General features: G+C 61.0%; 19 protein-coding genes. 2 read left to right on the top strand and 17 right to left on the bottom strand.

Features of this window, described 5'->3' with window-relative positions; genetic code table 11:
* Positions 1 to 6: 6 nt before the first annotated feature.
* The 3 genes from RT697_RS18535 to mnmG are packed head-to-tail and all read right to left on the bottom strand — an operon-like array spanning position 7 to position 3409.
* Positions 7 to 807, bottom strand: coding sequence for an AAA family ATPase (locus RT697_RS18535; RefSeq protein WP_313700867.1), 801 nt, complete (start codon positions 805 to 807; stop codon positions 7 to 9).
* Entirely contained in the window at positions 804 to 1493 is a 690-nt protein-coding gene (gene rsmG / locus RT697_RS18530; protein WP_313700865.1) for a 16S rRNA (guanine(527)-N(7))-methyltransferase RsmG, read from the bottom strand. The genes RT697_RS18535 and rsmG overlap by 4 nt, the downstream gene beginning before the upstream one ends.
* Positions 1490 to 3409: a tRNA uridine-5-carboxymethylaminomethyl(34) synthesis enzyme MnmG gene (gene mnmG, locus RT697_RS18525; RefSeq protein ID WP_313700892.1), complete on the bottom strand. Its 1920-nt coding sequence runs from the start codon at positions 3407 to 3409 to the stop codon at positions 1490 to 1492. Before mnmG ends, rsmG begins: the two co-directional genes overlap by 4 nt.
* Before the next feature lie 2206 nt (positions 3410 to 5615).
* Here mnmG and RT697_RS18520 point away from each other — a divergent pair.
* Positions 5616 to 5999, top strand: coding sequence for a hypothetical protein (locus tag RT697_RS18520; RefSeq protein ID WP_313700863.1), 384 nt, complete (start codon positions 5616 to 5618; stop codon positions 5997 to 5999).
* A 760-nt stretch (positions 6000 to 6759) separates the two neighbouring features.
* On the opposite strand, the gene RT697_RS18515 is transcribed toward RT697_RS18520, so the two are convergent.
* Together RT697_RS18515 and RT697_RS18510 are read right to left on the bottom strand one after the other, a co-directional pair.
* Entirely contained in the window at positions 6760 to 6966 is a 207-nt protein-coding gene (locus tag RT697_RS18515; RefSeq protein WP_056566091.1) for a cold-shock protein, read from the bottom strand.
* A gap of 233 nt (positions 6967 to 7199) precedes the next feature.
* On the bottom strand, positions 7200 to 8225 hold the full coding sequence (locus RT697_RS18510; RefSeq protein WP_313700890.1) for an AbrB family transcriptional regulator: 1026 nt from the start codon (positions 8223 to 8225) through the stop codon (positions 7200 to 7202).
* Positions 8226 to 8336: 111 nt separating this feature from the next.
* Between RT697_RS18510 and RT697_RS18505 the strand changes: the two genes are divergently transcribed.
* Positions 8337 to 9503: a pyridoxal phosphate-dependent aminotransferase gene (locus tag RT697_RS18505; protein ID WP_313700861.1), complete on the top strand. Its 1167-nt coding sequence runs from the start codon at positions 8337 to 8339 to the stop codon at positions 9501 to 9503.
* A 154-nt stretch (positions 9504 to 9657) separates the two neighbouring features.
* Here RT697_RS18505 and RT697_RS18500 read toward each other — a convergent pair whose 3' ends face one another.
* From RT697_RS18500 to RT697_RS18445, 12 genes are all read right to left on the bottom strand, one after another.
* Positions 9658 to 11184, bottom strand: a complete 1527-nt coding sequence (locus tag RT697_RS18500) for a tripartite tricarboxylate transporter permease (protein WP_313700859.1) — start codon at positions 11182 to 11184, stop codon at positions 9658 to 9660.
* The gene (locus RT697_RS18495; protein WP_313700858.1) at positions 11181 to 11618 is read right to left on the bottom strand and encodes a tripartite tricarboxylate transporter TctB family protein; all 438 of its coding nucleotides are present in this window, start codon (positions 11616 to 11618) and stop codon (positions 11181 to 11183) included. The genes RT697_RS18500 and RT697_RS18495 overlap by 4 nt, the downstream gene beginning before the upstream one ends.
* Positions 11619 to 11734: 116 nt before the next feature.
* Positions 11735 to 12733 (bottom strand): Bug family tripartite tricarboxylate transporter substrate binding protein, encoded by a 999-nt coding sequence (locus tag RT697_RS18490; protein WP_409517457.1) that lies wholly within the window; start codon positions 12731 to 12733, stop codon positions 11735 to 11737.
* Between the two features lie 118 nt (positions 12734 to 12851).
* Complete coding sequence (locus RT697_RS18485) at positions 12852 to 14336, bottom strand: sensor histidine kinase (protein ID WP_409517456.1); 1485 nt, start codon at positions 14334 to 14336, stop codon at positions 12852 to 12854.
* Positions 14326 to 15003, bottom strand: a complete 678-nt coding sequence (locus RT697_RS18480; RefSeq protein WP_313700856.1) for a response regulator — start codon at positions 15001 to 15003, stop codon at positions 14326 to 14328. The genes RT697_RS18485 and RT697_RS18480 overlap by 11 nt, the downstream gene beginning before the upstream one ends.
* A gap of 1142 nt (positions 15004 to 16145) precedes the next feature.
* On the bottom strand, positions 16146 to 16616 hold the full coding sequence (locus tag RT697_RS18475) for a GNAT family N-acetyltransferase (RefSeq protein ID WP_313700855.1): 471 nt from the start codon (positions 16614 to 16616) through the stop codon (positions 16146 to 16148).
* Positions 16617 to 16786: 170 nt separating this feature from the next.
* The gene (locus tag RT697_RS18470) at positions 16787 to 18694 is read right to left on the bottom strand and encodes a DUF2235 domain-containing protein (protein WP_313700854.1); all 1908 of its coding nucleotides are present in this window, start codon (positions 18692 to 18694) and stop codon (positions 16787 to 16789) included.
* 41 nt (positions 18695 to 18735) lie between these two features.
* On the bottom strand, positions 18736 to 19263 hold the full coding sequence (locus tag RT697_RS18465; protein ID WP_313700853.1) for a DUF3304 domain-containing protein: 528 nt from the start codon (positions 19261 to 19263) through the stop codon (positions 18736 to 18738).
* A 13-nt stretch (positions 19264 to 19276) separates the two neighbouring features.
* Positions 19277 to 19804 (bottom strand): DUF3304 domain-containing protein, encoded by a 528-nt coding sequence (locus RT697_RS18460; RefSeq protein WP_313700851.1) that lies wholly within the window; start codon positions 19802 to 19804, stop codon positions 19277 to 19279.
* Between the two features lie 13 nt (positions 19805 to 19817).
* Positions 19818 to 20351: a DUF3304 domain-containing protein gene (locus RT697_RS18455; protein WP_313700850.1), complete on the bottom strand. Its 534-nt coding sequence runs from the start codon at positions 20349 to 20351 to the stop codon at positions 19818 to 19820.
* Between the two features lies 1 nt (position 20352).
* Positions 20353 to 21165, bottom strand: coding sequence for a DUF4123 domain-containing protein (locus RT697_RS18450; protein WP_313700848.1), 813 nt, complete (start codon positions 21163 to 21165; stop codon positions 20353 to 20355).
* An 8-nt stretch (positions 21166 to 21173) separates the two neighbouring features.
* Positions 21174 to 21703, bottom strand: a 530-nt coding sequence (locus tag RT697_RS18445; RefSeq protein WP_409517455.1) for a bacteriophage T4 gp5 trimerisation domain-containing protein, incomplete at its 5' end; no start/stop codon positions are given.

Below are 21703 nucleotides of genomic sequence, written 5' to 3'. Positions count from 1 at the left end.
GGACGGCTAGTTCAGGTCCTTCCTGACGCGCTCTATCATTTCGGCGCCGAACGAAATGTATGCCTGCGCGCCGCGTGACGCGCGGTCATACACGACGCCCGGCATCCCGTAACTGGGTGCTTCGGCCAGCCGCACGTTGCGCGGCACGACGGTCTTGAAGACCTTGTCGCCGAAGTGCGATTCAAGTTGCGCCGACACCTGCTGTTGCAGCGTCATGCGCGGGTCGAACATGACACGCAGCAAGCCGATGACGCGCAGGTCGTCGTTGATGTTGCGATGCACGCGCTTGATGGTGTTGACCAGATCGGACAGGCCTTCGAGCGCGAAGTACTCGCATTGCATCGGAATGATGACGCCATGCGCGGCAGCCAGGCCATTGAGGGTAAGCAGGGACAGCGTGGGCGGGCAGTCGATGAGCACGAAGTCGTACTGGGTCGCGACGGTGTCGATGGCGGCCTTCAGTTGGCGTTCGCGCTGTTCCATCTGCACAAGGTCGATCTCGGCGCCGGATAGTTCACGGTTGGCGGGCAGCACGTCGTAACCGCCGGATTCCGACTTCACGCGCGACTGTTCGATGGTGGATTCGCCGATCAGCACCTGGTACAGGTTGGACTCCAGCGAATTCTTGTCGATGCCGCTACCCATCGTGGCATTGCCTTGCGGGTCCAGGTCCACCAGCAGCACGCGTTGGTTGTGCGTGGCAAGGCCCGCCGCCAGATTGATGGCGGTCGTCGTCTTGCCCACACCGCCCTTCTGATTGGCAATGCAGAATACGCGGGCGGATGTGCTGGGGGGTATGTTCTTCATAGGGTTCCTTGACTGCGGCGCATCCAGATCAGGCAGCGTTCTGCTTGCAGCTCCGGGACGTGGAGCGGCTGAATATGGTCGACTTGCCATTCCCCACGCGCGTGCAGCGCCTGAATTTCTTCTTCGGGGAGCTTGCCCTTCATGGCGACGAGGGTACCATTCTTGGCTACGTGGCGACCCGCGAGTTGCGCAAAATCATCCAATGATGCAAACGCTCGCGACGTCACGATGTTGCACTCGGCAGCGTCCAGTGTTTCGATACGCGCATGCTGCGATTGCAGGTTGGGCAAACCCAGCGCGCCGCTCATCTGACGAACGAACGCGGTCTTCTTTTCGACAGCGTCAACGCAGGTCACGGACCACTGGGGCCGCATGATGGCCAGGACGACGCCAGGCAGCCCGCCACCCGAGCCGACGTCGTAGACCTTGGCCGGGGCATCGGGCGCGGCCAGCGCTTCGCTGAAGGGCTTTACGGCCGCGAGACTATCGAACAGGTGCTGCACGAGCATCTGCTGCGGATCGCGGATCGCAGTCAGGTTGTAGGTGCGATTCCAGCGCTGCATTTGCGCCAGGTAATTGAGCAGCTTGGCGATGGCGCCATCGTCGGCGTCCACGCCCAGCTGCTCGCATGCGCGAGTGAGTCGGCCGGCCATGTCGGTGCCGGCCTGATTGGCGGGCGCGCTCATGCCGCTTGCTTGCGCGAGCCGTAATGCAGGCGCTTCAGGTGAATGAGCAGGAGCGAAATGGCCGCCGGCGTGACGCCGGAAATGCGCGCGGCCTGGCCGATCGTTTCCGGACGATGCGTCTTGAGTTTCTGGCGCACTTCAAAGGACAGGCTGGTCACGGCGTCGTAGTCGACGTCCGCCGGGATCGGCTGCTGTTCATGGGCGATGTGCTTTTGCACTTCATCCTGTTGGCGCGCGATATAGCCGGCGTACTTGACCTGAATCTCGACCTGCTCCGACAGCACTTCGTCCTCGACGACACCCGGGCCAGCCAGCAACGTGCCGTCCGCGTTTTGGGCGGCCATCAAGGCTTCGTAGGTCACGTTCGGTCGTTTCAACAAGTCTGCTAGTGAGTACTCACGTTCAATGGCCTTGCCGAGCAGCGGTTCGGCCACCTCGGCGGGCAGCAGTCGCGGATTCACCCACGAAGACTTCAGGCGCTCGACTTCGGCGGCGACCGCGTCGCGCTTGCGGTTGAACGCGTCCCAACGTGTATTGTCGACAATTCCGAGTTGGCGGCCGATTTCGGTCAGGCGCAGATCGGCATTGTCTTCGCGCAGGCTCAGGCGATATTCGGCGCGGGACGTGAACATGCGGTATGGCTCGGTCACGCCGCGCGTGACCAGGTCGTCGACCAGCACGCCGAGATAGGCTTCGTCGCGGCGCGGCGTCCACTGCTCGCGGTCCAGCGACTTCAGTGCGGCGTTCACGCCAGCCAGCAGGCCTTGGGCCGCAGCTTCTTCGTAGCCGGTGGTGCCGTTGATCTGTCCGGCGAAGTAAAGCCCTTCTATTGCCTTGGTTTCGAGCGTGCTCTTGAGTCCACGTGGATCGAAGTAGTCGTATTCGATGGCGTAGCCAGGTCGCATGATGTGGGCGTTCTCAAGACCGGGCAGCGAATGGATCAGATCCAGCTGCACATCGAACGGCAGACTGGTCGAGACGCCGTTGGGATAGACCTCGTGCGTGTCCAGCCCTTCCGGTTCCAGGAAGACCTGGTGCGACTGCTTGTCGGCAAACCGATGGATCTTGTCTTCGATGGACGGGCAATAGCGCGGACCCACGCCTTCGATGACGCCACTGTACATCGGCGAGCGATCAAGGCCACCACGGATGATGTCATGCGTGCGCGCGTTGGTGTGAGTGATCCAGCACGGCAACTGGCGCGGGTGCATGGCCACGTTGCCCATGTACGAGAACACCGGGATCGGGTCCAGGTCGCCGGGCTGTTCTTCCAGGATGGGGTAGTTGATGGTGCGGCCATCAATGCGCGGCGGCGTGCCGGTCTTGAGGCGGCCTTGGGGGAGCTGGAGTTCCTTCAAGCGCTGACCCAGGGAGATCGCGGGCGGATCACCGGCTCGGCCGCCCAAGTAGTTCTGCAGGCCCACGTGGATCAGGCCATTCAGGAAAGTACCGGCGGTCAGCACGACCGTCTTGGCACGGAACTTCAAGCCGACCTGCGTGACGGCGCCGACGACACGATCCCCCTCCACCATCAGATCTTCAACTGCCTGTTGGAACAACCACAAGTTCGGCTGATTCTCGAGGCGTCCGCGGATCGCCTTGCGGTACAGAACACGATCGGCCTGCGCGCGCGTTGCGCGCACTGCCGGACCCTTCGACCCGTTCAGAATTCGGAACTGGATGCCGGCCTCGTCGGTTGCCAAAGCCATGGCCCCGCCGAGCGCGTCCACCTCTTTTACGAGGTGGCCTTTGCCGATTCCGCCGATGGACGGATTGCAAGACATTTGGCCAAGGGTCTCGATGTTGTGCGTGAGCAGCAGCGTCTGCGCACCGGTACGGGCAGCAGCCAGTGCCGCCTCGGTGCCGGCGTGGCCGCCACCGACGACGATGACATCGAATTCGCGGGGATAGTCCATGATGGGGGGAGGTAAAGAAGAGAGCGATCGGCGCTCATTATAGAGGCAGGGGTTGCATGTTTCACGTGAAACATGCAGGCAGGTTGTTTTATGTGGTGTTGAGGTGGGGTCTAGGCAGCGTGCGGGACCGTTGAGGGGCGCCGTCAGGGATATCGGCATCTGCCTGCGATTATCGGAGTGTTCCACGTGAAACATCGGCGTCGTTTGTCGACTGAGTACGAGACGGAGTTATGGAGCCGATGTTTCACGTGGAACATTGGCAGCCCGGTCAGTTTTCTAGCCCTGAGGCGCTTGCCACCTGGACAGAGTCCGCATCCTTCCCTTCTTCCGAGTACGTGCGGATCGGCCGAGCCAAACTAACTTTGAACTTGGTCGATCGTAGGTGCGGCTTGAAACGCAAGCGATAGAGGCATAGTACGTTTCACGTGAAACATCTCGAGATTCTGCGGCGGCCCTGATATGTCACGCCGCCCTCCCCAACAAGAGTTCGAGTAAACATTACCCGGAGCTTTGAGGTGGACGCCACTGCGCACTACTGCGACACCCGACGCGACGTCGGCGCTCGTCGAAGCCAACGACGGATCATTAATCATCACTTTGCGCATTGCTCAGAGTCCGACCCCCCCTCAATGTTTCACGTGGAACATGGGCTATCTGAGGCTTATAGGGTTATGACTAGTGCGGCCCAATCCAGGATCCACGTTCTCTCGCCGCGACGGAGGCGAACGCCTGCGCCCGCAAGCATTCGTGCAGCTCCGATCCGGATGTTGTCACCACTGAGATGGCTACGCAGACGCACCCCGTGCTGAGCGCTGCCCAGTTCTAACCCCCCTAGACTTCGGCCTCTCCCCTGGGGCTATGTGAATAGCCCCGCTAGGTAATGACGCAGCCTGGTCACCACGCGGAATGGGCCTTGTCGAGCCTGACCCGCTGCGCATTGGGTGCGCCAACCTCGAGAGCGCCGTTTCGATACGGCCTCACCGCCAGGAGTCCAAGACTGTTTCACGTGGAACATGCGTACCTAACGCGTGTCAGCGCCCACCACCCTTCATGCATACCGAGCAAAGGGCCGTGCAAGCGCCGGGCAACCTCGCGCCTGTGAAACCGCCAAGTGTTGATTCCCTACGCGATATATCCCCGTAATCGCCCTGCGTCACCCGGCCGAACTGCACTTCATAAGATCTGCGGACGGCAACGATGGGAGAAGCACAGAAGGTTTCACGTGGAACAACGCCTGACTTTCGCTCGCTCGACGGCCTAAAAGCCCTGCGCAAATACTCCGCAGCCCGAAAGCGAAGCCGAAGTCCCATCGGGGTAAACAATCATTGCCCGGAGCGACGGCACAAAGGGAGAGATGGTCAAGGCGAGACGTAGCGCGGCGTTCGAAATGAGAGGACGGTCTGCGATGTCCCACGCTTGCTGGCAGCTTCCCGGCGGCTAAGGTAGGCGCCCACACCCCTTTAATGGAGATGTTCCACGTGAAACAGGCCGTCCGAGGAATTCGACCAAGCCACCGACCATGTTCCACGTGAAACATGGACCTGAGACGCACCGTCCTCGAAGCCTGGCGCAAAGGTCGCACGTGCCGCCACCGTCATCCACCAACGGACACTCGCAATCGAGGCGATTCCACCTTCAGTCCGCGCTCGCGGGTCGCCTTAAATGAGCCGAGATCCGAAAAGGTAAGAAAGATGAAAAATAACGATTTATTCGACCCTTACCTACCCCTTGCCCGAAAAAATCATTTTTTTCATTCACAGCGCGACTAAAGATAGTTAACCGAAGCACTGCCTCTCGCAGTTAACCGCCAACCGATCGCGCCTGAGACTTGCATGTCGGCACGTGAATCAACAAACGCGTTGTCCCCAACGTTGCCCACCAGCTAGATGGCGCTGCCCATACAGGTTGCCGTTAGCGCATCCCGCAATGCGGACAAGATCTGCCAGACGACCCGACCTGGCGTACGGCACCAAGTCAGACATCCGGTTTATCCACAGACTCCAGCCCGCCGCAACTCTCTATGAAAAGAGTCCAGTTGTCTCGCACAAAGTCCGGGTTACGCACATTCTTATCAACAACCAAAACACAGCGGCCAGGAATGTCGAAATCAAAATCGGTGCCGCGGCGCAGGTAATACAAACCGGCCGCATCGACGTAACGACTCGCAGATCTGAACGCTTGAAACTCTTGCCCTAGCCAGTGAGAGATGATTTATCCACAGAAACTGAGGTGCGCCGAAATCAAGAAGCCGATGCGCTGCCAAGCTGATCCCGACTACCAACCCTGGTGCGCACGTTCAAACAGAAAGCTCGAATCTGCTTTAAAAATCAAGGATGAAGCCCGAAACGGATATGCCACCGTGAAAGCGGAAAACGGCATCGATCGACCTGCTGAACTCTTTCCCAAGCTCACGGTCAAACCGCGCAATCTGGAAAGTGGGAGGCTTATTCACAAAATTATCCCCACCCCAAACTCCCGCTGGACGGTATGCGCCCCTCGTGCACAGTTCACCGACCCGACAATTATCTTCCTCGCACTTCCACTGCCCCGCCATCATCCATATGGCCGAGGCGTCCACAGCTTCATGTGAAACGCTGTGGAAAAGTCGGGAATGAGAATTCGCCGATGAACTACCCGGCAACCGAACCGCACAACCCGCTCGGCCGGCTGACGATGGCCGTCGTCCTCACCCCGCAATTCCCGTTCCCAGGCACTCACCCTTTCGGCGATATCCCCATTTCTATCCACAGGCGCGGACCATCAATTTGGATAACGAGGGGCCTAAATCTGTGCATAACCGGCATGGGGATATCTTTGTGAACAACAGTCGTCAGTTTGGCTATCCGGGCCCCCTGATAGACCGAAATCGAGCTCGGACGCCGTGGAAATACGTTAGATCTGCGCTCTTAAATACCGGAGAAACCCACGCGTTTCCCTATGAAAACGCCAATTAAACTGCCTCTACGCCTCCGAGCTGGGGCATGGTCACCTATTCACGGGAAACAGAAAGACGCTGCCTGCATTAATGCAGAAATCTGTGCAAAACCCGGTTCAATGAAGCCCGATTGCTTCATTACTGAGCAGCTACATGCTCATGTCCGGAAATAATTATCCACAGAGTTATCCAGTGCTCGAGAATATGTTAGTGAACACTAACAAACTGGAAAATACGCTTGGCCGAAGGGAATGTCGGAGGGCTACAGCGGCTGCGGCAAACCTGTACCGCGCTGCACGGAAACCCCGGCCCAGCTCAAAGGGAGCCGCCAAATGAAACAACGCCCCAGACCGGAGGGTCTTGGGGCGTTGTAGCCAGGCCGAGCCTGGCTGACGGGAAATTGGGATTTCCCGATTTAGAGCGGGCGAATTTCGGCCGCTTGAGGTCCTTTCGGACCATCTTTAACTTCGTATTCGACTTCCTGGCCTTCGTTCAGGCTGCGATAGCCGCGACCCTGGATGGCGGAAAAGTGTGCGAACACATCGGTGCCGCCCACGTCCGGCGTGATGAAACCGAAACCCTTGTCAGCGTTGAACCACTTGACTTTGCCCTTCTGAGCCATTTTTTCTAGCGTCCTGTAATTAAATCGAAATGCAATGAATCAAGGACGCCGTGCGAACTGAACGATCGGTGCAAAACCAGTGTTCCCGCTTGTCGCCAGAGCGGCAGAAACGAGTCTGCGCGCGCTTGAATCAACTGCGGAATCAGCATACTCATCCGGCATTACCGAGTCATATAGTTGTTTACCCCAATGTCGCATTTTTTTCACTGGAACGGCAATACCGCTAGGCGGAATTACCAGTTCCGCCGCGCCAGAATTGCATAAAGGGGACCCGTCACGATCACCACGAAAACCATGCGCGTAACGTGAAACGCCGTCACCACGGGGACGCCAAGCTGCAGCACTTTGGCGGTGATCGCCATCTCGGCAATGCCGCCCGGCGTCGTGCCCAGAATCAAGGTGGGAATGGGCGCCGCAGACCACAACGACAGCAGCGCGCCCACGCCAAAGGCCAGCGCTAATGCCAACACCGTGAAGCCCGCCACCGCCGTCATGAAACGCGGTGCGGCGCGGAAAAAATCGGGCCGGTAGCGGTCGCCAAGCGACCAGCCGATGAGGAGCTGGCCGGCCTTCGGCACATAGTCAGGCAACGCGGAGAGTTCGATGCTCGACGCGGTCAACACCATCGCGACAAGCATGGGCCCGAGCACCCAGGGATTGGGCAACCGCAACTTCGTAAATACGGCGCCGCCAGCGATGGTCAGGGCCACCAGCGCAGCAAGTCCAAGCGCATGTACGTCGCGCGGCCCCGGCACGGTGGGATCCAGACCCGCCACGCCCCACCACTGGAATATGAAAGGCACCGTCACCACCACCAGCAACACGCGCACACTGTGCGCGGTGGCCACCCGATCGATTCGGGCGCCATGACGTTCGGCCAGGTTGGCCATTTCACTTGCGCCGCCGATGGCCGATGAAAACCATGCTGTCTTGAAGTCCACATCGGTATAGCGCCGCAGAATGGCGGTACCCAGAAATGCGAGCGCCAACGCGAACAGCATCCCCACGATGATGGGACCGGCGTTGCTGCCGATATGTCCAATGACCTGCGGCGTGAAATACAGCCCCAACGATGCGCCGATGACCCATTGGCCCGCGTTGCGCGCCGGCCGCGGGCATGCGGTGCGCACGCCGGCAATCCGCGTGCTCGCGGTCAGCAGCAACGCGCCCAACATCCACGGCAGCGGCAGGTGGGCCCACACCGCGAGCAACGCGCCAGCCAGCGCAATACCAAACCCGCCCAGCACTCGCACCCACATATTCTGAACCACAATCCGATCCGCGTTAGAAGCTCATGAAAAATGAATTATGAGTTAGTGGGATACTTACGAAAACTTTCCTCGGCTACCCGTGTTCACTTCGCGTCCAACATGATCCGCTCCAAACTCCCCGACGTCGGCACCACCATATTCACCGTGATGAGCCGCCTGGCCATCGAGCACAAGGCCATCAACCTGGGCCAGGGCTTTCCTGACTTCGATCCGGACCCCGCCCTGTGTGCGCTGGTCACCAAGGCGATGGCCGACGGCCACAACCAATATCCGTACATGCCGGGCGTCGCGCCGCTGCGCGAAGCCATCGCGGCCAAGACGCGTGAACTCTACGGCCATGCCTACGATCCCGAAACCGAGATCACGGTGACCAGCGGCGCCACCGAGGCGCTGATGGCCACGGTGCTTGCCGCAGTGGGCAGCGGCGACGAGGTGGTGGTGATCGAGCCGTGCTATGACTCGTACCTGCCGGCGATTCGTCTGGCCGGCGGCACCGCGGTTCCCGTGCCGCTGCGCGCGCCCACCGAAGCCGATCCGTATTACCGCATCGACTGGCAGCGCGTGCGCGACGCCATCACGTCCAAGACCCGCCTGTTGATGCTGAACTTTCCGCACAACCCCACCGGCGCGGTGCTCGACGACAGCGATCTGGATGCGCTTGAAGCCATCGTCCGCGACACGGGCGTGCTGCTGGTCTCGGACGAGGTCTACGAGCACATCGTGTTCGACGGCAAGCCGCATGCCAGCGTGGCACGCCGCCCCCTGCTCGCCGAACATGCGTTCGTGATCTCGTCGTTCGGCAAGACCTATCACACCACCGGATGGAAGATCGGCTATTGCTGCGCCCCGCGCCAACTGAGCGCCGAGCTGCGCAAGGTGCATCAGTTCATGGTGTTCACGGTGCCGTCGCCGATGCAGTTCGCGCTGGCCGAGTTCATGCGCGATCCCAAGCCCTACCTGGACCTGCCGGCGTTTTATCAGGCCAAGCGGGACCGCTTGTCGCAAGGCCTGGCGCAGACGCGATTCCGGCCGCTGCCCAGCCCGGGCACGTTCTTCCTTCTGGCTGACTACAGCCAGATCTCCAAACAGAACGAAGCCGACTTTGCGCGCGACCTGACCGTCAACCATGGCGTGACCGTGATTCCGGTGTCCGCGTTCTATCGTCAGCCCGATGCGCCTGAATCCAATCATCGGATCGTGCGCTTCTGCTTTGCCAAGAAGGACGCGACGCTGGACGCGGCGCTCGAGCGTCTGAAGCAGGTTTGATCGTTCAATATCTGAGTAAAAGCTCATATATGAAAGCGCGGGTGCATCACCTGCAATATGCTTGAAAAAAAGGGGCGCCGAAAGGCGCCCCTGAACATTTTCCGGCCTTGCTTTGCGTCAACCCGCGCATCGGCCGGTGCGCGGGCCCGCGTCATCAGACCGGTCCAGCGGCAACCCTTTTCGCTGCGCGCATGCGGCGCAGGATCTGCGGCACGATAACGACAGCCGCCGCGCCCACCCACAGTGCGATCGACACGGGGCTTGCGAACAGCACGCCCACGTCGCCATCCGTCATCGACAGCGCGCGCCGCAGGTTCTGTTCCATCATGTTGCCCAGCACGACGCCCAGCACCAGCGGCGCCATCGGGACACCGAACTTGCGCAGGAAATACCCCAGCGTGCCGATGCCCGCGACCAACAGCAGATCGAACGTGCCCGCGTTGATTGCATACACGCCGATATAGCTGATGCACAGGATGCCCGGCACCATCAGCCAGCCAGGCACGGACAGCACCTTGGAGAAGAACCGAACCAGCGGCACGTTCATCACGAACAGCAGCACGTTCGCCACGAACAGCGATGCGATCAGACCCCACACCAGTTCCGGCTTGGTGTCGAACAGGACCGGTCCCGGCGTGATGTTGTAGAGCGTCAGCGCGCCCATCATCACCGCAGTGGTGCCCGAGCCCGGCACGCCCAGCGTCAGCATCGGAACGAACGAGCCGATCGCCGATGCGGTCGCGGCGGCTTCCGGCGCGACGAGGCCGCGCATATCGCCCTTGCCGAACTTGGCTTCCGGATCCTTGGCTTCGATGATGCGTTTTTCCTGCGAGTACGCGACCGCAGCCGCCACGCTGGCGCCTGCGCCGGGCAGCACGCCCACGCCGAAGCCCACGAGCGCGCTGCGCACGACGCTCCACCACGTGTACGCCATCTCCTTCAGATTGAAGAGTTTGCGGCCACTGGGCTTGACCTCCACGCTGTGGCCGGCCATCACCTTCTCAAGCATTTCCAGCATCTCGCTAACGGCGAACAATGCGATGACCACCACGACGAAATCGATGCCGTCGGCCAGATGCACGGACTCGAATGTGTAGCGGTAGACGCCGGAGTTCGCATCCACGCCCACCACCGAAATGGACAGACCGATCATGGCCGCCAGCACACCTTTGATCGGCTGCTTGCCGAGCAGGCTGGTCAGGCAGCAGAACGCAAAGATCATCAGCACGAAGTATTCGGCGGGGCCAAACGCGAGCGCCCATTTCGCCAGCAGCGGCGCGAGCAGGATGATGCCCACCACCGACACGATGGCGCCAAAGAACGCGGACCACGCAGACAACGACAACGCCACGTTGGCCAGGCCCTGCCGCGCCAGCGGATATCCGTCCAGCGTCGTCATGATGGCGCTGGCTTCGCCCGGCACGTTCAGCAGGATCGCGGTGATGCGTCCGCCATACTCCGCGCCCACGTATACCGCCGCCAGCAGGATCAGCGCCGTTTCGGGCGGAAGGTTCATGGCGAAGGCGATGGGGATCAGCATCGCCACGCCGTTGACCGGCCCCAGCCCCGGCAGCACGCCCACCATGGTCCCGATGAAGGAACCGATGGCGGCCACCAGCAGGTTCGTCAGCGAAAACGCGACGCCAAAACCTATCGACAGATGATCGAGAATGCCGCTCATATCAGGTTCTCCAGCAGTCCGCCGGGCAGGACAACGTCCAGCACCTTGTCGAACAGCACGAAAAAGAAAATGCTCATGACCACGCCGCCGATCGCGCACTTGACCCAGCTGCCGCCGAACAAGCGGCCCACGAAGATCGTCATGAGCGACGTGGCGACAATGAAGCCCAGCCACTGGAAGAGAAACGCATAGACGGTCACGAACACCACCATCAACGCGATGCGCCCGTTCGCGCCGGCGGGGTTGCGCTCAACGGCGTGGCCGCCCTTGTAGACGAGCCGCAGGCCGCACAGGCCGATGATCAGCGCCAGCAATAGCGGGAAGGCGCGGGGTCCGACGGGTTCGTAGGCGAAAGGCGCCTCGATGCTCCAGCCGGCGGCCGTCATGAAGACGGCCAGCGCCAGGGCGGCAATGCCCAGGATTCGATCATTCATGGTCCAGGTTTCCGTTCAAGTCGGATCACGTGACGCAGCGGCCCCCCTGCCGCCGGCCCAGGCGGGCGGCAGGATGTCCTTGCGGGCGCGATTGAGGGTCAGGCCTTGCGGCCGGCTTACTTTTTGATCAGGCCGAAGGTGTCGGCAAGTTCGCCGTACTGTTTGACCTGGTTTTTGACGTAGGCGTCCAGTTCGGGGCCGGTCTTGTTGAAGGGGAACAGGCCCTGCTGCTGGCGCAGCTTCTCGAACTCGGGTGCGGCCGTCGTCTTGTTGAACGCGTCCACCCAGAACTGGTAGTCGGCGTCAGACACCTTGGGACCGACGTAGAAGCCACGGATGATCGGCCAGACGATGTCGTAGCCCTGTTCCTTGGCGGTGGGCACCGAACCCAGCTTGCCGGGCAGACGCTGGTCATTGAAGACCGCCAGCACGCGGATCGGAGCGCCGCCTTCGAGCATCGTGAATGCTTCGGCCGCATCGCCCATGTAGGCCTGGATATGGCCGCCGCGCAGCGCCGTCACGGCCTCGCCGCCGCCTTCGAAGGCGACAAAGCGCATTTTCTTGAAGTCCACGCCCGCCGCCTTGGCGGTCAGCGCGGCCTTCATCCAGTCCTGGCTGCCCACGGTGCCGCCCGCGCCCAGCACGATCTTGGTCGGATCCTGCTTGAAGGCGTCCATCAGGCTCTTCAGGTCGGTGTACGGGGAGTCGTTGCGCACCACGGCCACGCCGTAGTCGGTGCCGATCGCGGCCAGCCAGCGCACGTCGTTGACGTTGTATTTGCCGAATTTTCCCTGCGCCAGGTTCAGCAGCGAACCGCCGGAGAACGCGACGATCGTGCCCGGCTCGTTCGGATGCTGGGCCACGATGTTGTTGTACGCCACCGCGCCGATGCCGCCGGGCATGTAGACGATGCGCATGGCGCTCTTGAGCGCCCCACTCTGCTTCAGGCCTTCGGTGGCCAGGCGGCATGTCAGGTCGAACCCGCCGCCGGGTTGCGCCGGCGCGATGCACTCGGGGCGACGGGGCTCGTCGGCAGCATTGGCGGTGCCGAGGGACAGGGTGATGGCGCCAAGCGCCGCCATGGCTGCGATGCGCAGCTTCAGGATCGTCTGCATTCTTGCGTCTCCAGGATTTATAGGTCTAGGTATCGCTGGCAGCGGCGCTGCGGCGAATGATCGCGTCCAGCGGCTCCAGTGGACGCAACCGTACAAAACCGAAGCTTTCCATAACCTTTCAATTTCGGCCGATTTCGTGACGCGGCGCAGCATCCGGTCCGGTTTCCAGGGAAAACACCAACGCCGCGCGCAGGCCCGGTTGTCCGATGCGGTTCTCGAGCACGAGCCGGGCGCCCAGAATTTCCGCGATGGTGCCGACGATCGCCAGTCCCAGACCTGCCCCGGAGGTGTTCTTGCCGGCCGCGCCCCGGCGAAAGCGCACGCACGCCCGGGCGATGTCCTCGTCCGACATCCCGGGGCCGTCGTCTTCGACGAGAAGCCGGGCCTGACCGGCGTCGGTCTCGATCCGGACGGTCACCACGCCGCCGGCGGATGCATAGCGGATGGCGTTGTCGACCAGGTTGCTGACCGCTTCTCGCAACAGCCACTCGGCCCCGCTGACGAAAACCGGCCCGTGGTCGGCCTCCAGGCCGATATCCAACTGCCGGGCGCGGGCATTGGGTAATTGGGTACGGATCACCCCGTCGGCCAAGTCGACCAGGTCCACCGGTTCGGGCGAAAAACCGCCTTCGGCCAGGGAGGCGTCTTTAGCGCGCGCCAGCGCGAGCATCTGGTTGGTGGTGCGTACGGCCCTGTCCAACCCCTCCTGCATCGCCAGAAGGGCTGTACGGACCTCCTGGGGGTCTGTTTCGCGCAAGGCGTAGGCCGTCTGGGTCCGCAAAACCGACAAAGGCGTACGCAATTGGTGCGAAGCGTCGTCCAGGAACTGCGCCTGCACCCTCCCCAAGGCCGCAAAACGGGCCATGTGGAGGTTTACAGCCGCCACCAGGGGTAGGACCTCACCTGGCATCTCGGACGCGCTGACGGGGCTTAAATCGTCTGCAGACCGGCCTTTGACTTCCTGCCGCAGCCGCTCGAGGGGGCGCAAAGCCATGAAAACGCCCAGGATGATCACCAGGACGCTGATCAGGATGACAGCAAGGTCCCGCTCCACCGAGCGCACCAAAACCTTGTGGAGGAACGCCTGACGGCTCTCAAGGCCCTCCGCGACCTGCACGATGACCCGGCCGCCCTGGTTTGCATACAGGGGCGGATCCATGGGCCGCGCCAGCGCCGCCACCCGGACGGGCTGTCCCTGGTAGTTCGCGTAGAAAAAACGAGGTTCGCCTGAAACCAGGGGCTGCTCAGGCAGGGGCAGCCCGGGATGGCCGATTTCGGCCAGCCCGTCTTCGGTCGCAACCCGGTAGAACACGCTGCCATTGGCCGTCAGCTCGAAAAATTCAAGCATCAGGTACGGCTGCTCCATGGCTAATCCACCGCTGGCTGTGGATATGTTGTGGTCGATCGCGCGAAGCGCGCCGGCGAGTGAACGGTCGTAGGCATGGTCGACCTGGTTGCGCAACTGGTGGTTGGACAGCCAGAGCGCACCCATCATCACGAAGACCAGCGTCGGAATCAGCCACCAGAGCAACTGCGTTTTCAGCGTCCGGGCGCGTTTTTTCGCCGAAAAATCAACGCTGTTTTGCGGACTTCTAGTTGTCAACAAGGTTCTCCAGGCAGTACCCCATGCCGCGCATGGTCACGATCTGAACACCGGTTTCCGCCAATTTTTTGCGCAACCGGTGAACCAGGACCTCGATGGCTTCCAGGTTGATGTCGGCATCGTCCGTGAGGATGCGGTCCAGGATCTGCTGCTTGTTGATGGGTTCGCCGCTTTTCTGGATCAGCACTCGAAGCACGGCGTGTTCACGTGGGGATAACTGCAAAGGCTGTCCGTCCACCGTGAATTTTTGCGCGGAAGTTTCAAAAACCAGGTTTCCCAGCGCCAGACGCGGATGTTCGCGCCCGCGGCTTCGTCGAATCAGCGCGATCAACCGCGCTTCCAACTCTTCCACAACAAAGGGTTTCGGCAGGAAATCGTCCGCTCCCTCGTGAAGTGTTCCGATTCTCTCGGCCAGTGAATCGCGCGCGGTCAAGACCAGCACCGGCGTACGGTCGTCCCGCGCGCGAATCTTCGCCAGCAAAGTATGGCCATCCATGCCGGGTAATCCCAGATCCAGGATGACCGCATCGAAATCTTCGACGGCGAGCCTTCTTTCAGCAACCAGTCCGTCATCAGCCCACTCCACGACGAAGCCGGCATGTCTGGCCAGGCTTCTGGACAGCCAGCGGGCAAGTTCAGCTTCATCTTCGATCAGGAGGATACGCATGGACGCAGTCCGGGGGGCGGTGGATGGGCGGAATGGGAAAGCATGTTTGGCTTTTCCTTTTTTTTTCTTTATATAAAGACTAATGATTAATAAGGGCTGTGGATAACTACCTTAACCTTGAAAACCTCTTTCTTTTCATCGCCTTGCGCGTGTTTTTGCTTGTGCAAGAACTCTGTGTGGGAAAAAAGCTGAAGTTGGACAAGATTTTGGACCACGTCCGAAACCCCTGCTTGTTCAACTTGCCTCCACAACATGTGCACAAGCACGCTACTTAGGAGTTATCCACAGGGCGTTTCTGACAAAACGGGGTTGGAATCAGGCGTTTTAGCCTGGAAAACGTGACGGGAGCCACCCGGATTTTTGCCCTTGCAGTGGTCCAAAACGGGCCTGTGGGGAGCGTTCGGAATCAGGGATTCGAGGGGAGACGCGTGCGCGGCGTGCTAGCTGGATTGCGCAAAACGTGAGCAGGGTTCGCCATGAAGTCTGGCCGTGGATAGCTGCTTGAAACTGCGCGGACAAGGCTCGGCCACGCGGTTCCGAGGCGGAGTTTTGGCTGAAATCCTGGGCTGAAAGTCATGCGCAGCGCCGCTGGTTTTGCGCGCGCGATGACGTGGCAACGGCCGAGCTGCTGGGCTGGATACGGTTGCTGGTCAGAGGCGGCGAGGTCCACCCCGTCACGGGGGGCAGTGGACACGCGGGCTGGATCTTTGAATGCGGAATCAGATGTTGGTGACCGGGGGCGCGATCGATAGCTGCACTCTGCATCCGGCCGTCGCGTGTTGTCCGGCATCGCGTTACCGCGCATGTTTCCGGCCAACAACCTGCCGATCGTGCCCAGTTATGCGGTCATGGGAATGGGCGCGCTGCCGGCGGCCATTAAGCACGCACCGTTGATGTCGAGCTTGGTGATCTAACAGATGAAGCCGAGCTGCAAAGTCGAGCTGCAGTTGGCGCTGGCGTGCATGACGGGTTTCGTCATTGCGTAGCGCACCCGGAGGAGTTCGCCGTGAAAAAAACGCTGGAGAACGGCGAGGTGCGGTTCGCCTAATCGCTAAAAACGAAGGCCGATAAAATACGAGTAAAGGCTCATATATTTGGAGTATCCATTTCTGAAGGATCGCGACCGCTGAGAAATCCCCTTGTTAAAGGGGTTTTTGCATGAAAACGCGATTCAACCCGATCTCCGTGGCGCGATGCGTTTCCACATAGCCGCGCCGCGCGTAGACGGCGATGTTCTCGGTCATCACTTCCTGGGTGTAAAGCCGGACACGTGAAAAGCCGGCGCGGCGCGCGGTTTCTTCGGCCCATTGCAGCAGCGTCCGGCCGTGGCCTTTGCCTTGCGCCGCTGGTGACACGGCGATGTTGTCCAGCAGCATGCAGCCGTCGTCGGGTTCTGGAATCAGAACGATGAGGCCTTCAATGCCGTGTTCCGATTCGAGAATGTGAACAAAGCCTTGCGCCACGCGTGCCGGATAGTCGTCCAGCATGGGGCCGGGCGTGGCGCCGTTGCGCGCGATGTAGGGGGAGTAAGCCTCGCGGACGATGTGTTCAATGCGGGCGACATCGGCGGGAGTCGCGTGGCGGATTCGGAACGAGTTGGGCTTCGTATTCATGACGATGGCGCCTCTGGTTAACTGGCCGATGCAAACGCGATATCCGTGATTTGATCGATCGAATCTAACATGGGATTTTGCATGTAAGCCTGTTTTCGTGCGGCCATCCCGTCGTCTTCCCTCCGGATCGCTTGGCCCATCATGTGCTCCCTCAAAGACAGAGATGCGCATTACCACGGCCCATTGAACAGTTTTCCCATGTCGATGCTGTTCTGCAGGGTTCGCAACTGGGCTTCCCACTCGCGCTGGGCGGCCTCCTGGCGTTGTTGTTCGGTGGGCGGCGCATAGGTGACCGGTGTGCCGGTGCCTTGGTAGACGCGGCGGTATCGGAGATAGCCCTGGGTCTCCCAACTGCCGGGCACGAGGTCTATGCAGCCGGCCCAGGCTTGAGGTTGGTCAAAGGGGCGGAAGCCGGCATAGGAATCATGCATGTAGTTGGCAAACAGGTAGGCCTGGGGCGTCAGGTGCTCAGGGTTTTCGGGCGTACCCAGCACGGGGTGCGCTTTGAGGTGGGTCAGCACATCCTGGGCTTCGCTGGCCAGCGCGGCGCGCCGGACGGCCTTGCGCCACGCCAAATTGCTGTAGAGCGTGGGGCTGAAGCGGGCGGCACCCCGGTAACGCTGGATTTCCTCATCGGTCAGGCCCTCCAACGCCGCGATATCGTCCAGCAATGTCTGATTGGCGCCGACCAGATCCTGGACATCCTTGGGAAAAGTTTGCTGGGCACGCGCCACGCAGGAGAGCCGGGAGGCATAAACATCACGCACTTGATAGCGCCAGGCCAGATAGGGAATGAGCCATTGGGCCGTCGTCGCTTCCGCCGGTGCACCTTGAAGGAAGGCGGCGTACGCCTGGCGGGCATCCGGGTGGACAGCAAATGCGTCGTAACCGTCGACCTTGACGGCGTTGTTATGGTCCAGGGGGACCTGCGCATTGCGTGCCGCTTCGTACATCAGCTCCAAGGGTATCTGCGACAGCATGTCATCGTGCTGTCCGCTGGGCCCGCGGCCCTGGCTGCCCGGCAGATAGCCGCCACCCACATCGGAGTGCATGCCGGGAAGCGCGTATTGCTTGTGATTGCCTGGCAGGCCGCCGTCGGGACCACGCAGGCTGTCCAGCGGGAACGACGTACGATTCTCGTGCATGGCGATGTAGTGCACGCACTGCACATGGCTCGGCACGCGCAGCGCGCTGGGGGTGGCCCATGCGAAATGGCCGTCGCCGCCCGCGCTATCCGGAATACCGACCGAGGCCACCGTGTCGAACAGGCCAAGAAAGCGAATCTGCGCAGGCACGCCACACAGTCGGTCGCCGTCCATCAGCGCCATCAGCCAGTTGCAGAATACGCGGGCCTGGGTTGCGCCTCGGGAGAAACCGAACACATCCAGGGCGATGTTGACCAGCTTCGGTTTGGTGGCTTTGGCTATCTTGTCGGCCAACGCTTGAACCTCGCGTTGGTAAAACTCCTCTGCATGAGGACGGGCGCCATTGCCGTAGCTCAGCAATCCGCCCTCGGTGCGCATGCCTACGGCGCTCAGCGCCTGGACATCCTGTGCGCCCTCCAGCGGGTAGTAGGTACCGGTGCGATGGATGTAGCCGCGTTTGCCGTTGCGGCACAGGGCGAGGATGACTCCAGGAGCAAATCGGTCATTACCATGGTTGACCGTGCGATGAATAAAATTCAGCACGCTGAGCAAGGCATAGTTCATACGCCCATCACCGCCACGCCCCATCGAGGGACCGAACGTGGCGTAGTTGTCTTCTCCGATGTCCGGGCAGGGCGTGCCGACACCTGGAATGTAGAGCGGAAATATGCCATCAACAGCCCTGGCCGGGTACGCCCGGAACAGCCTGGCCACATTGCTGTCCTTGCGCGCCAATCGTTGGGTTATGCCCGCGCCGAGGCCTGGCTCGCAACCATGGGCATCGTCCCAGTCCTGGTTGTTGCCCGTGCCGTCGAAGAAGATGCCGATCTGCAGGTCGACCTCGCAGTTTTCCGTGCTGGGAAGGCACTGTGGAAACGATGGGATGACGCCGGGTGTGGGGCCTGCAGGATGGGTTCTGAAAGCTTCGTTCATGAGGGCTCCTTGCTGTTCCACGTTGCTCTTAGGTGTGGCACTCATTCGTCCAGGGACTCGGTTAGTACGGGCTTCGCCCCGACCGGGCAGCGCGGCGACCATGTGCCGTACTTTTCGTAGGGAGTCTTTCTCGGAATCGGGTCATGAGGTCCGGCGTAATCTTTATTCGAATACCCAGGACTGATGTTCGATGAAACGACTCTAACGCGTCCGTCCGACAGGAAATGGACGTACAGGGACCCCACCTCGTCATAGCGTTCTACGGGTACACGACGCTCATGGCTCTCCCAGGTGCAGTCCCGCCAATTGGTCACGCCCCAACCCACTGCCACCGTCAGACTGGAATGCCATTGTCGAGGCAGCTTCACGCAGCAGACCACGCTGCCTCCCCCTCCGGCTTGGTGGCCGCTGGTGCCATTGACCCAGAAGTCCTGGATACTCAGGTGGTCGGCAAGGTGATCGATGCCGGTCAGCGGGGCCGGTATGGTGTCCTGCCTGGCCTGGCCGGTATCGCAGCCGGCCAGCAGAAGGCAGAGTGCTGCAGTGCAGTTGATGAGCAGGGTCTTCATGCGGTGCTCCGATTCATTCGCCCAGCACTTCGGTCAGCACGGGTTTTGCTCCCACCGGGCAGCGTGGCGACCATGTTCCGTATTTTTCGTAGGGCGTCTTTCTCGGAATCGGGTCGTGAGGTCCGGGGTAGTCTTCATTCGAATACCCAGGACTGATGTTCGATGAAACGACTCTAACGCGTCCGTCCGACAGGAAATGGACGTACAGGGACCCCACCTCGTCATAGCGTTCCACGGGCACCCGACGCTCATGGCTCTCCCAGGTGCAGTCACGCCAATTGGTAACGCCCCAACCCACGACCACCGTCAGACCGGAATGCCATTGCCGAGGCAGTTTCACGCAGCAGACGACACGGCCTCCCCCTCCGGCTTGGTGGCCGCTGGTGCCATTGACCCAGAAGTCCTGGATACTCAGGTGGTCGGCAAGGTGATCGATGCCGGTCAGCGGGGCCGGTATGGTGTCCTGCCTGGCCTGGCCGGTATCGCAGCCGGCCAGCAGAAGGCAGAGTGCTGCAGTGCAGTTGATGAGCAGGGTCTTCATGCGGTGCTCCGATTCATTCGCCCAGCACTTCGGTCAGCACGGGTTTTGCTCCCACCGGGCAGCGTGGCGACCATGTTCCGTATTTTTCGTAGGGCGTCTTTCTCGGAATTGGGTCGTGAGGTCCGGGGTAGTCTTCATTGGGTTGATAAATGCCCGGTCCGACGTCGGAAGAAATGACGCGAACATTTCCGTTGGCTAGGAAGTGGACGTATATGGCCCCTACTTTCTCGTAGTGTTCAACAGGCACCCGACGCTCATGGCTCTCCCAGGTGCAGTCACGCCAATTGGTAACGCCCCAACCCACGACCACCGTCAGACTGGGAAGCCATTTCCGAGGCAGGCTTACGCAGCAGATTTCGCTACCTCCCCCTCCGGCTTGATGGCCGCTGGTGCCATTGACCCAGAAGTCCTGGACGCTCAGGTGGTCGTCAAGGTGGTCGATGCCAGTCAACGGGGCGGGGATGGTGTCCTGCCTGGCCTGGCCGGCATCGCAGCCGGCCAGCAGAATAAGGAGCAATGCAAGGGTACGCAGAATGATGGGGCGCATTTCATCTCCCCTTTCGCGCTGCCGAAAGACCGCCGAGCGCCAGGACGCCGCTGATGTCGCCGCTACCGCTCGCCTTCTTCAACGCGGCCTCGAACACTTCCTCGCCGAATACAAAACCCGCGGTCTGCCAGACCACCAACGTGGCGGCAATCCTCACTGGCGTGTCTCGTATCCGTAGCTGTTGAAGCCGGTCGTGGATTTGCGTCGTCCACGCATAGCGCTGCGCGCGGGTGCCTTGTGCGGGCGGACCGTACTTCACTTTCGAGGTCGCGAGGAAGAGTTCACCCACGCGTGTCGCGTTGAGCACCTGATGCCATTGGTCGGGCCGCAATTGCAGGGGAAGAGCGCTGGCCGGGCTGGTCGACTGTTGCGGGGCGGTCCTGCCACAGCACTGTCTGCCGGCAGGGTCGTAGTGATGCCACTGCTGCACCGGACCCAGTATGGCTTGGCGCTGGTCCGTGGAGAGCGTCCGCCAGACATTGGCAAAAGCGCGGCCATCGGCGAATCGGAAGTAATAGCGCTTTCCGCTGACGGCATGAATGAAGCGCAGTTGTTGCAGGTGCTGCTGGATCTGGTCCAGGCGGACGGTACTGCGCAGCAAGCTATAGCCAAACACCAGTTCCGAATTGTCCGTTGCCAGTTGACTGATCATCCGGGCCACTTCTTGACGCGCAGGAAGGAGCATCGGACCAATGCGAGCAGCCTGAGGACTCTCGTCCTCATAGAGCAGACGAATTTCCGGGTCTTTCAAGAGGAGTTCATGAAGCGCCGTGTCATGCAGGAGCGCGCCGTCAAAGAGAAAAAAGGTATGCATCGGGACACTCACGCGGGCACCACCGCGCCACCCGTCTGCGCTGCGCGCAGGAAGCAGACCAGGCAGAAGTCGCTTTCCTCGCCTGCATTGGGGTTGCCGTCAATGACAAAGGGATTTCCGCGACCCGCGCTGTTGATATCCATAGGGCCTTTGATGAGCGTCTGGATCGCATTCAAGGTGATTCCGTCATCGTCCAATGTGATGGAACCGCCCGGGCCTCGTATGTGCATCGCCTCTCCGGCTTGCAACTCGACGACTCGCGAACGCTGTCGGATAGCCTGCCCAGCGTGCATCTCCGAATGCCCTTCGACGGTGTATTCCTGGTGCCCGCCGATGTTCACCCAATGGGTGGCTACGGTCTTGTCGCGGCGGTGGTTGCCCACCTCTTCGGTGCGGTCCTTGGCGGTGTAGATGGTGTGGTTACGTCCCACCGTCAGGAAGTCATCCCGTCCGATGTCATGCCGCCGGTCCTGGCCGATGGTCACCTGTTCGTCATTGCCCACGGTCTCCTTGCGGTCGTGGCCGATCGTGATGGTTT

This window comes from Achromobacter sp. (assembly GCF_032113835.1).
Classification (GTDB): domain Bacteria; phylum Pseudomonadota; class Gammaproteobacteria; order Burkholderiales; family Burkholderiaceae_B; genus Achromobacter.
The sequence above is the reverse complement of the archived record's forward strand: the minus strand, read 5'-3'. Positions and strand labels throughout refer to the sequence as shown.

What these genes read in the sequence shown, in the direction of transcription:
- mnmG (WP_313700892.1), bottom strand. Translation starts at nt 3,409, where the DNA reads ATGGACTATCCCCGCGAATTCGATGTCATCGTCGTCGGTGGCGGCCAC.
- RT697_RS18490 (WP_409517457.1), bottom strand. Translation starts at nt 12,733, where the DNA reads ATGCAGACGATCCTGAAGCTGCGCATCGCAGCCATGGCGGCGCTTGGC.
- RT697_RS18500 (WP_313700859.1), bottom strand. Translation starts at nt 11,184, where the DNA reads ATGAGCGGCATTCTCGATCATCTGTCGATAGGTTTTGGCGTCGCGTTT.
- RT697_RS18495 (WP_313700858.1), bottom strand. Translation starts at nt 11,618, where the DNA reads ATGAATGATCGAATCCTGGGCATTGCCGCCCTGGCGCTGGCCGTCTTC.
- RT697_RS18505 (WP_313700861.1), top strand. Translation starts at nt 8,337, where the DNA reads ATGATCCGCTCCAAACTCCCCGACGTCGGCACCACCATATTCACCGTG.
- RT697_RS18480 (WP_313700856.1), bottom strand. Translation starts at nt 15,003, where the DNA reads ATGCGTATCCTCCTGATCGAAGATGAAGCTGAACTTGCCCGCTGGCTG.
- RT697_RS18470 (WP_313700854.1), bottom strand. Translation starts at nt 18,694, where the DNA reads ATGAACGAAGCTTTCAGAACCCATCCTGCAGGCCCCACACCCGGCGTC.
- rsmG (WP_313700865.1), bottom strand. Translation starts at nt 1,493, where the DNA reads ATGAGCGCGCCCGCCAATCAGGCCGGCACCGACATGGCCGGCCGACTC.
- RT697_RS18455 (WP_313700850.1), bottom strand. Translation starts at nt 20,351, where the DNA reads ATGCGCCCCATCATTCTGCGTACCCTTGCATTGCTCCTTATTCTGCTG.
- RT697_RS18510 (WP_313700890.1), bottom strand. Translation starts at nt 8,225, where the DNA reads ATGTGGGTGCGAGTGCTGGGCGGGTTTGGTATTGCGCTGGCTGGCGCG.
- RT697_RS18475 (WP_313700855.1), bottom strand. Translation starts at nt 16,616, where the DNA reads ATGAATACGAAGCCCAACTCGTTCCGAATCCGCCACGCGACTCCCGCC.
- RT697_RS18450 (WP_313700848.1), bottom strand. Translation starts at nt 21,165, where the DNA reads ATGCATACCTTTTTTCTCTTTGACGGCGCGCTCCTGCATGACACGGCG.
- RT697_RS18465 (WP_313700853.1), bottom strand. Translation starts at nt 19,263, where the DNA reads ATGAAGACCCTGCTCATCAACTGCACTGCAGCACTCTGCCTTCTGCTG.
- RT697_RS18460 (WP_313700851.1), bottom strand. Translation starts at nt 19,804, where the DNA reads ATGAAGACCCTGCTCATCAACTGCACTGCAGCACTCTGCCTTCTGCTG.
- RT697_RS18520 (WP_313700863.1), top strand. Translation starts at nt 5,616, where the DNA reads ATGATTTATCCACAGAAACTGAGGTGCGCCGAAATCAAGAAGCCGATG.
- RT697_RS18535 (WP_313700867.1), bottom strand. Translation starts at nt 807, where the DNA reads ATGAAGAACATACCCCCCAGCACATCCGCCCGCGTATTCTGCATTGCC.
- RT697_RS18515 (WP_056566091.1), bottom strand. Translation starts at nt 6,966, where the DNA reads ATGGCTCAGAAGGGCAAAGTCAAGTGGTTCAACGCTGACAAGGGTTTC.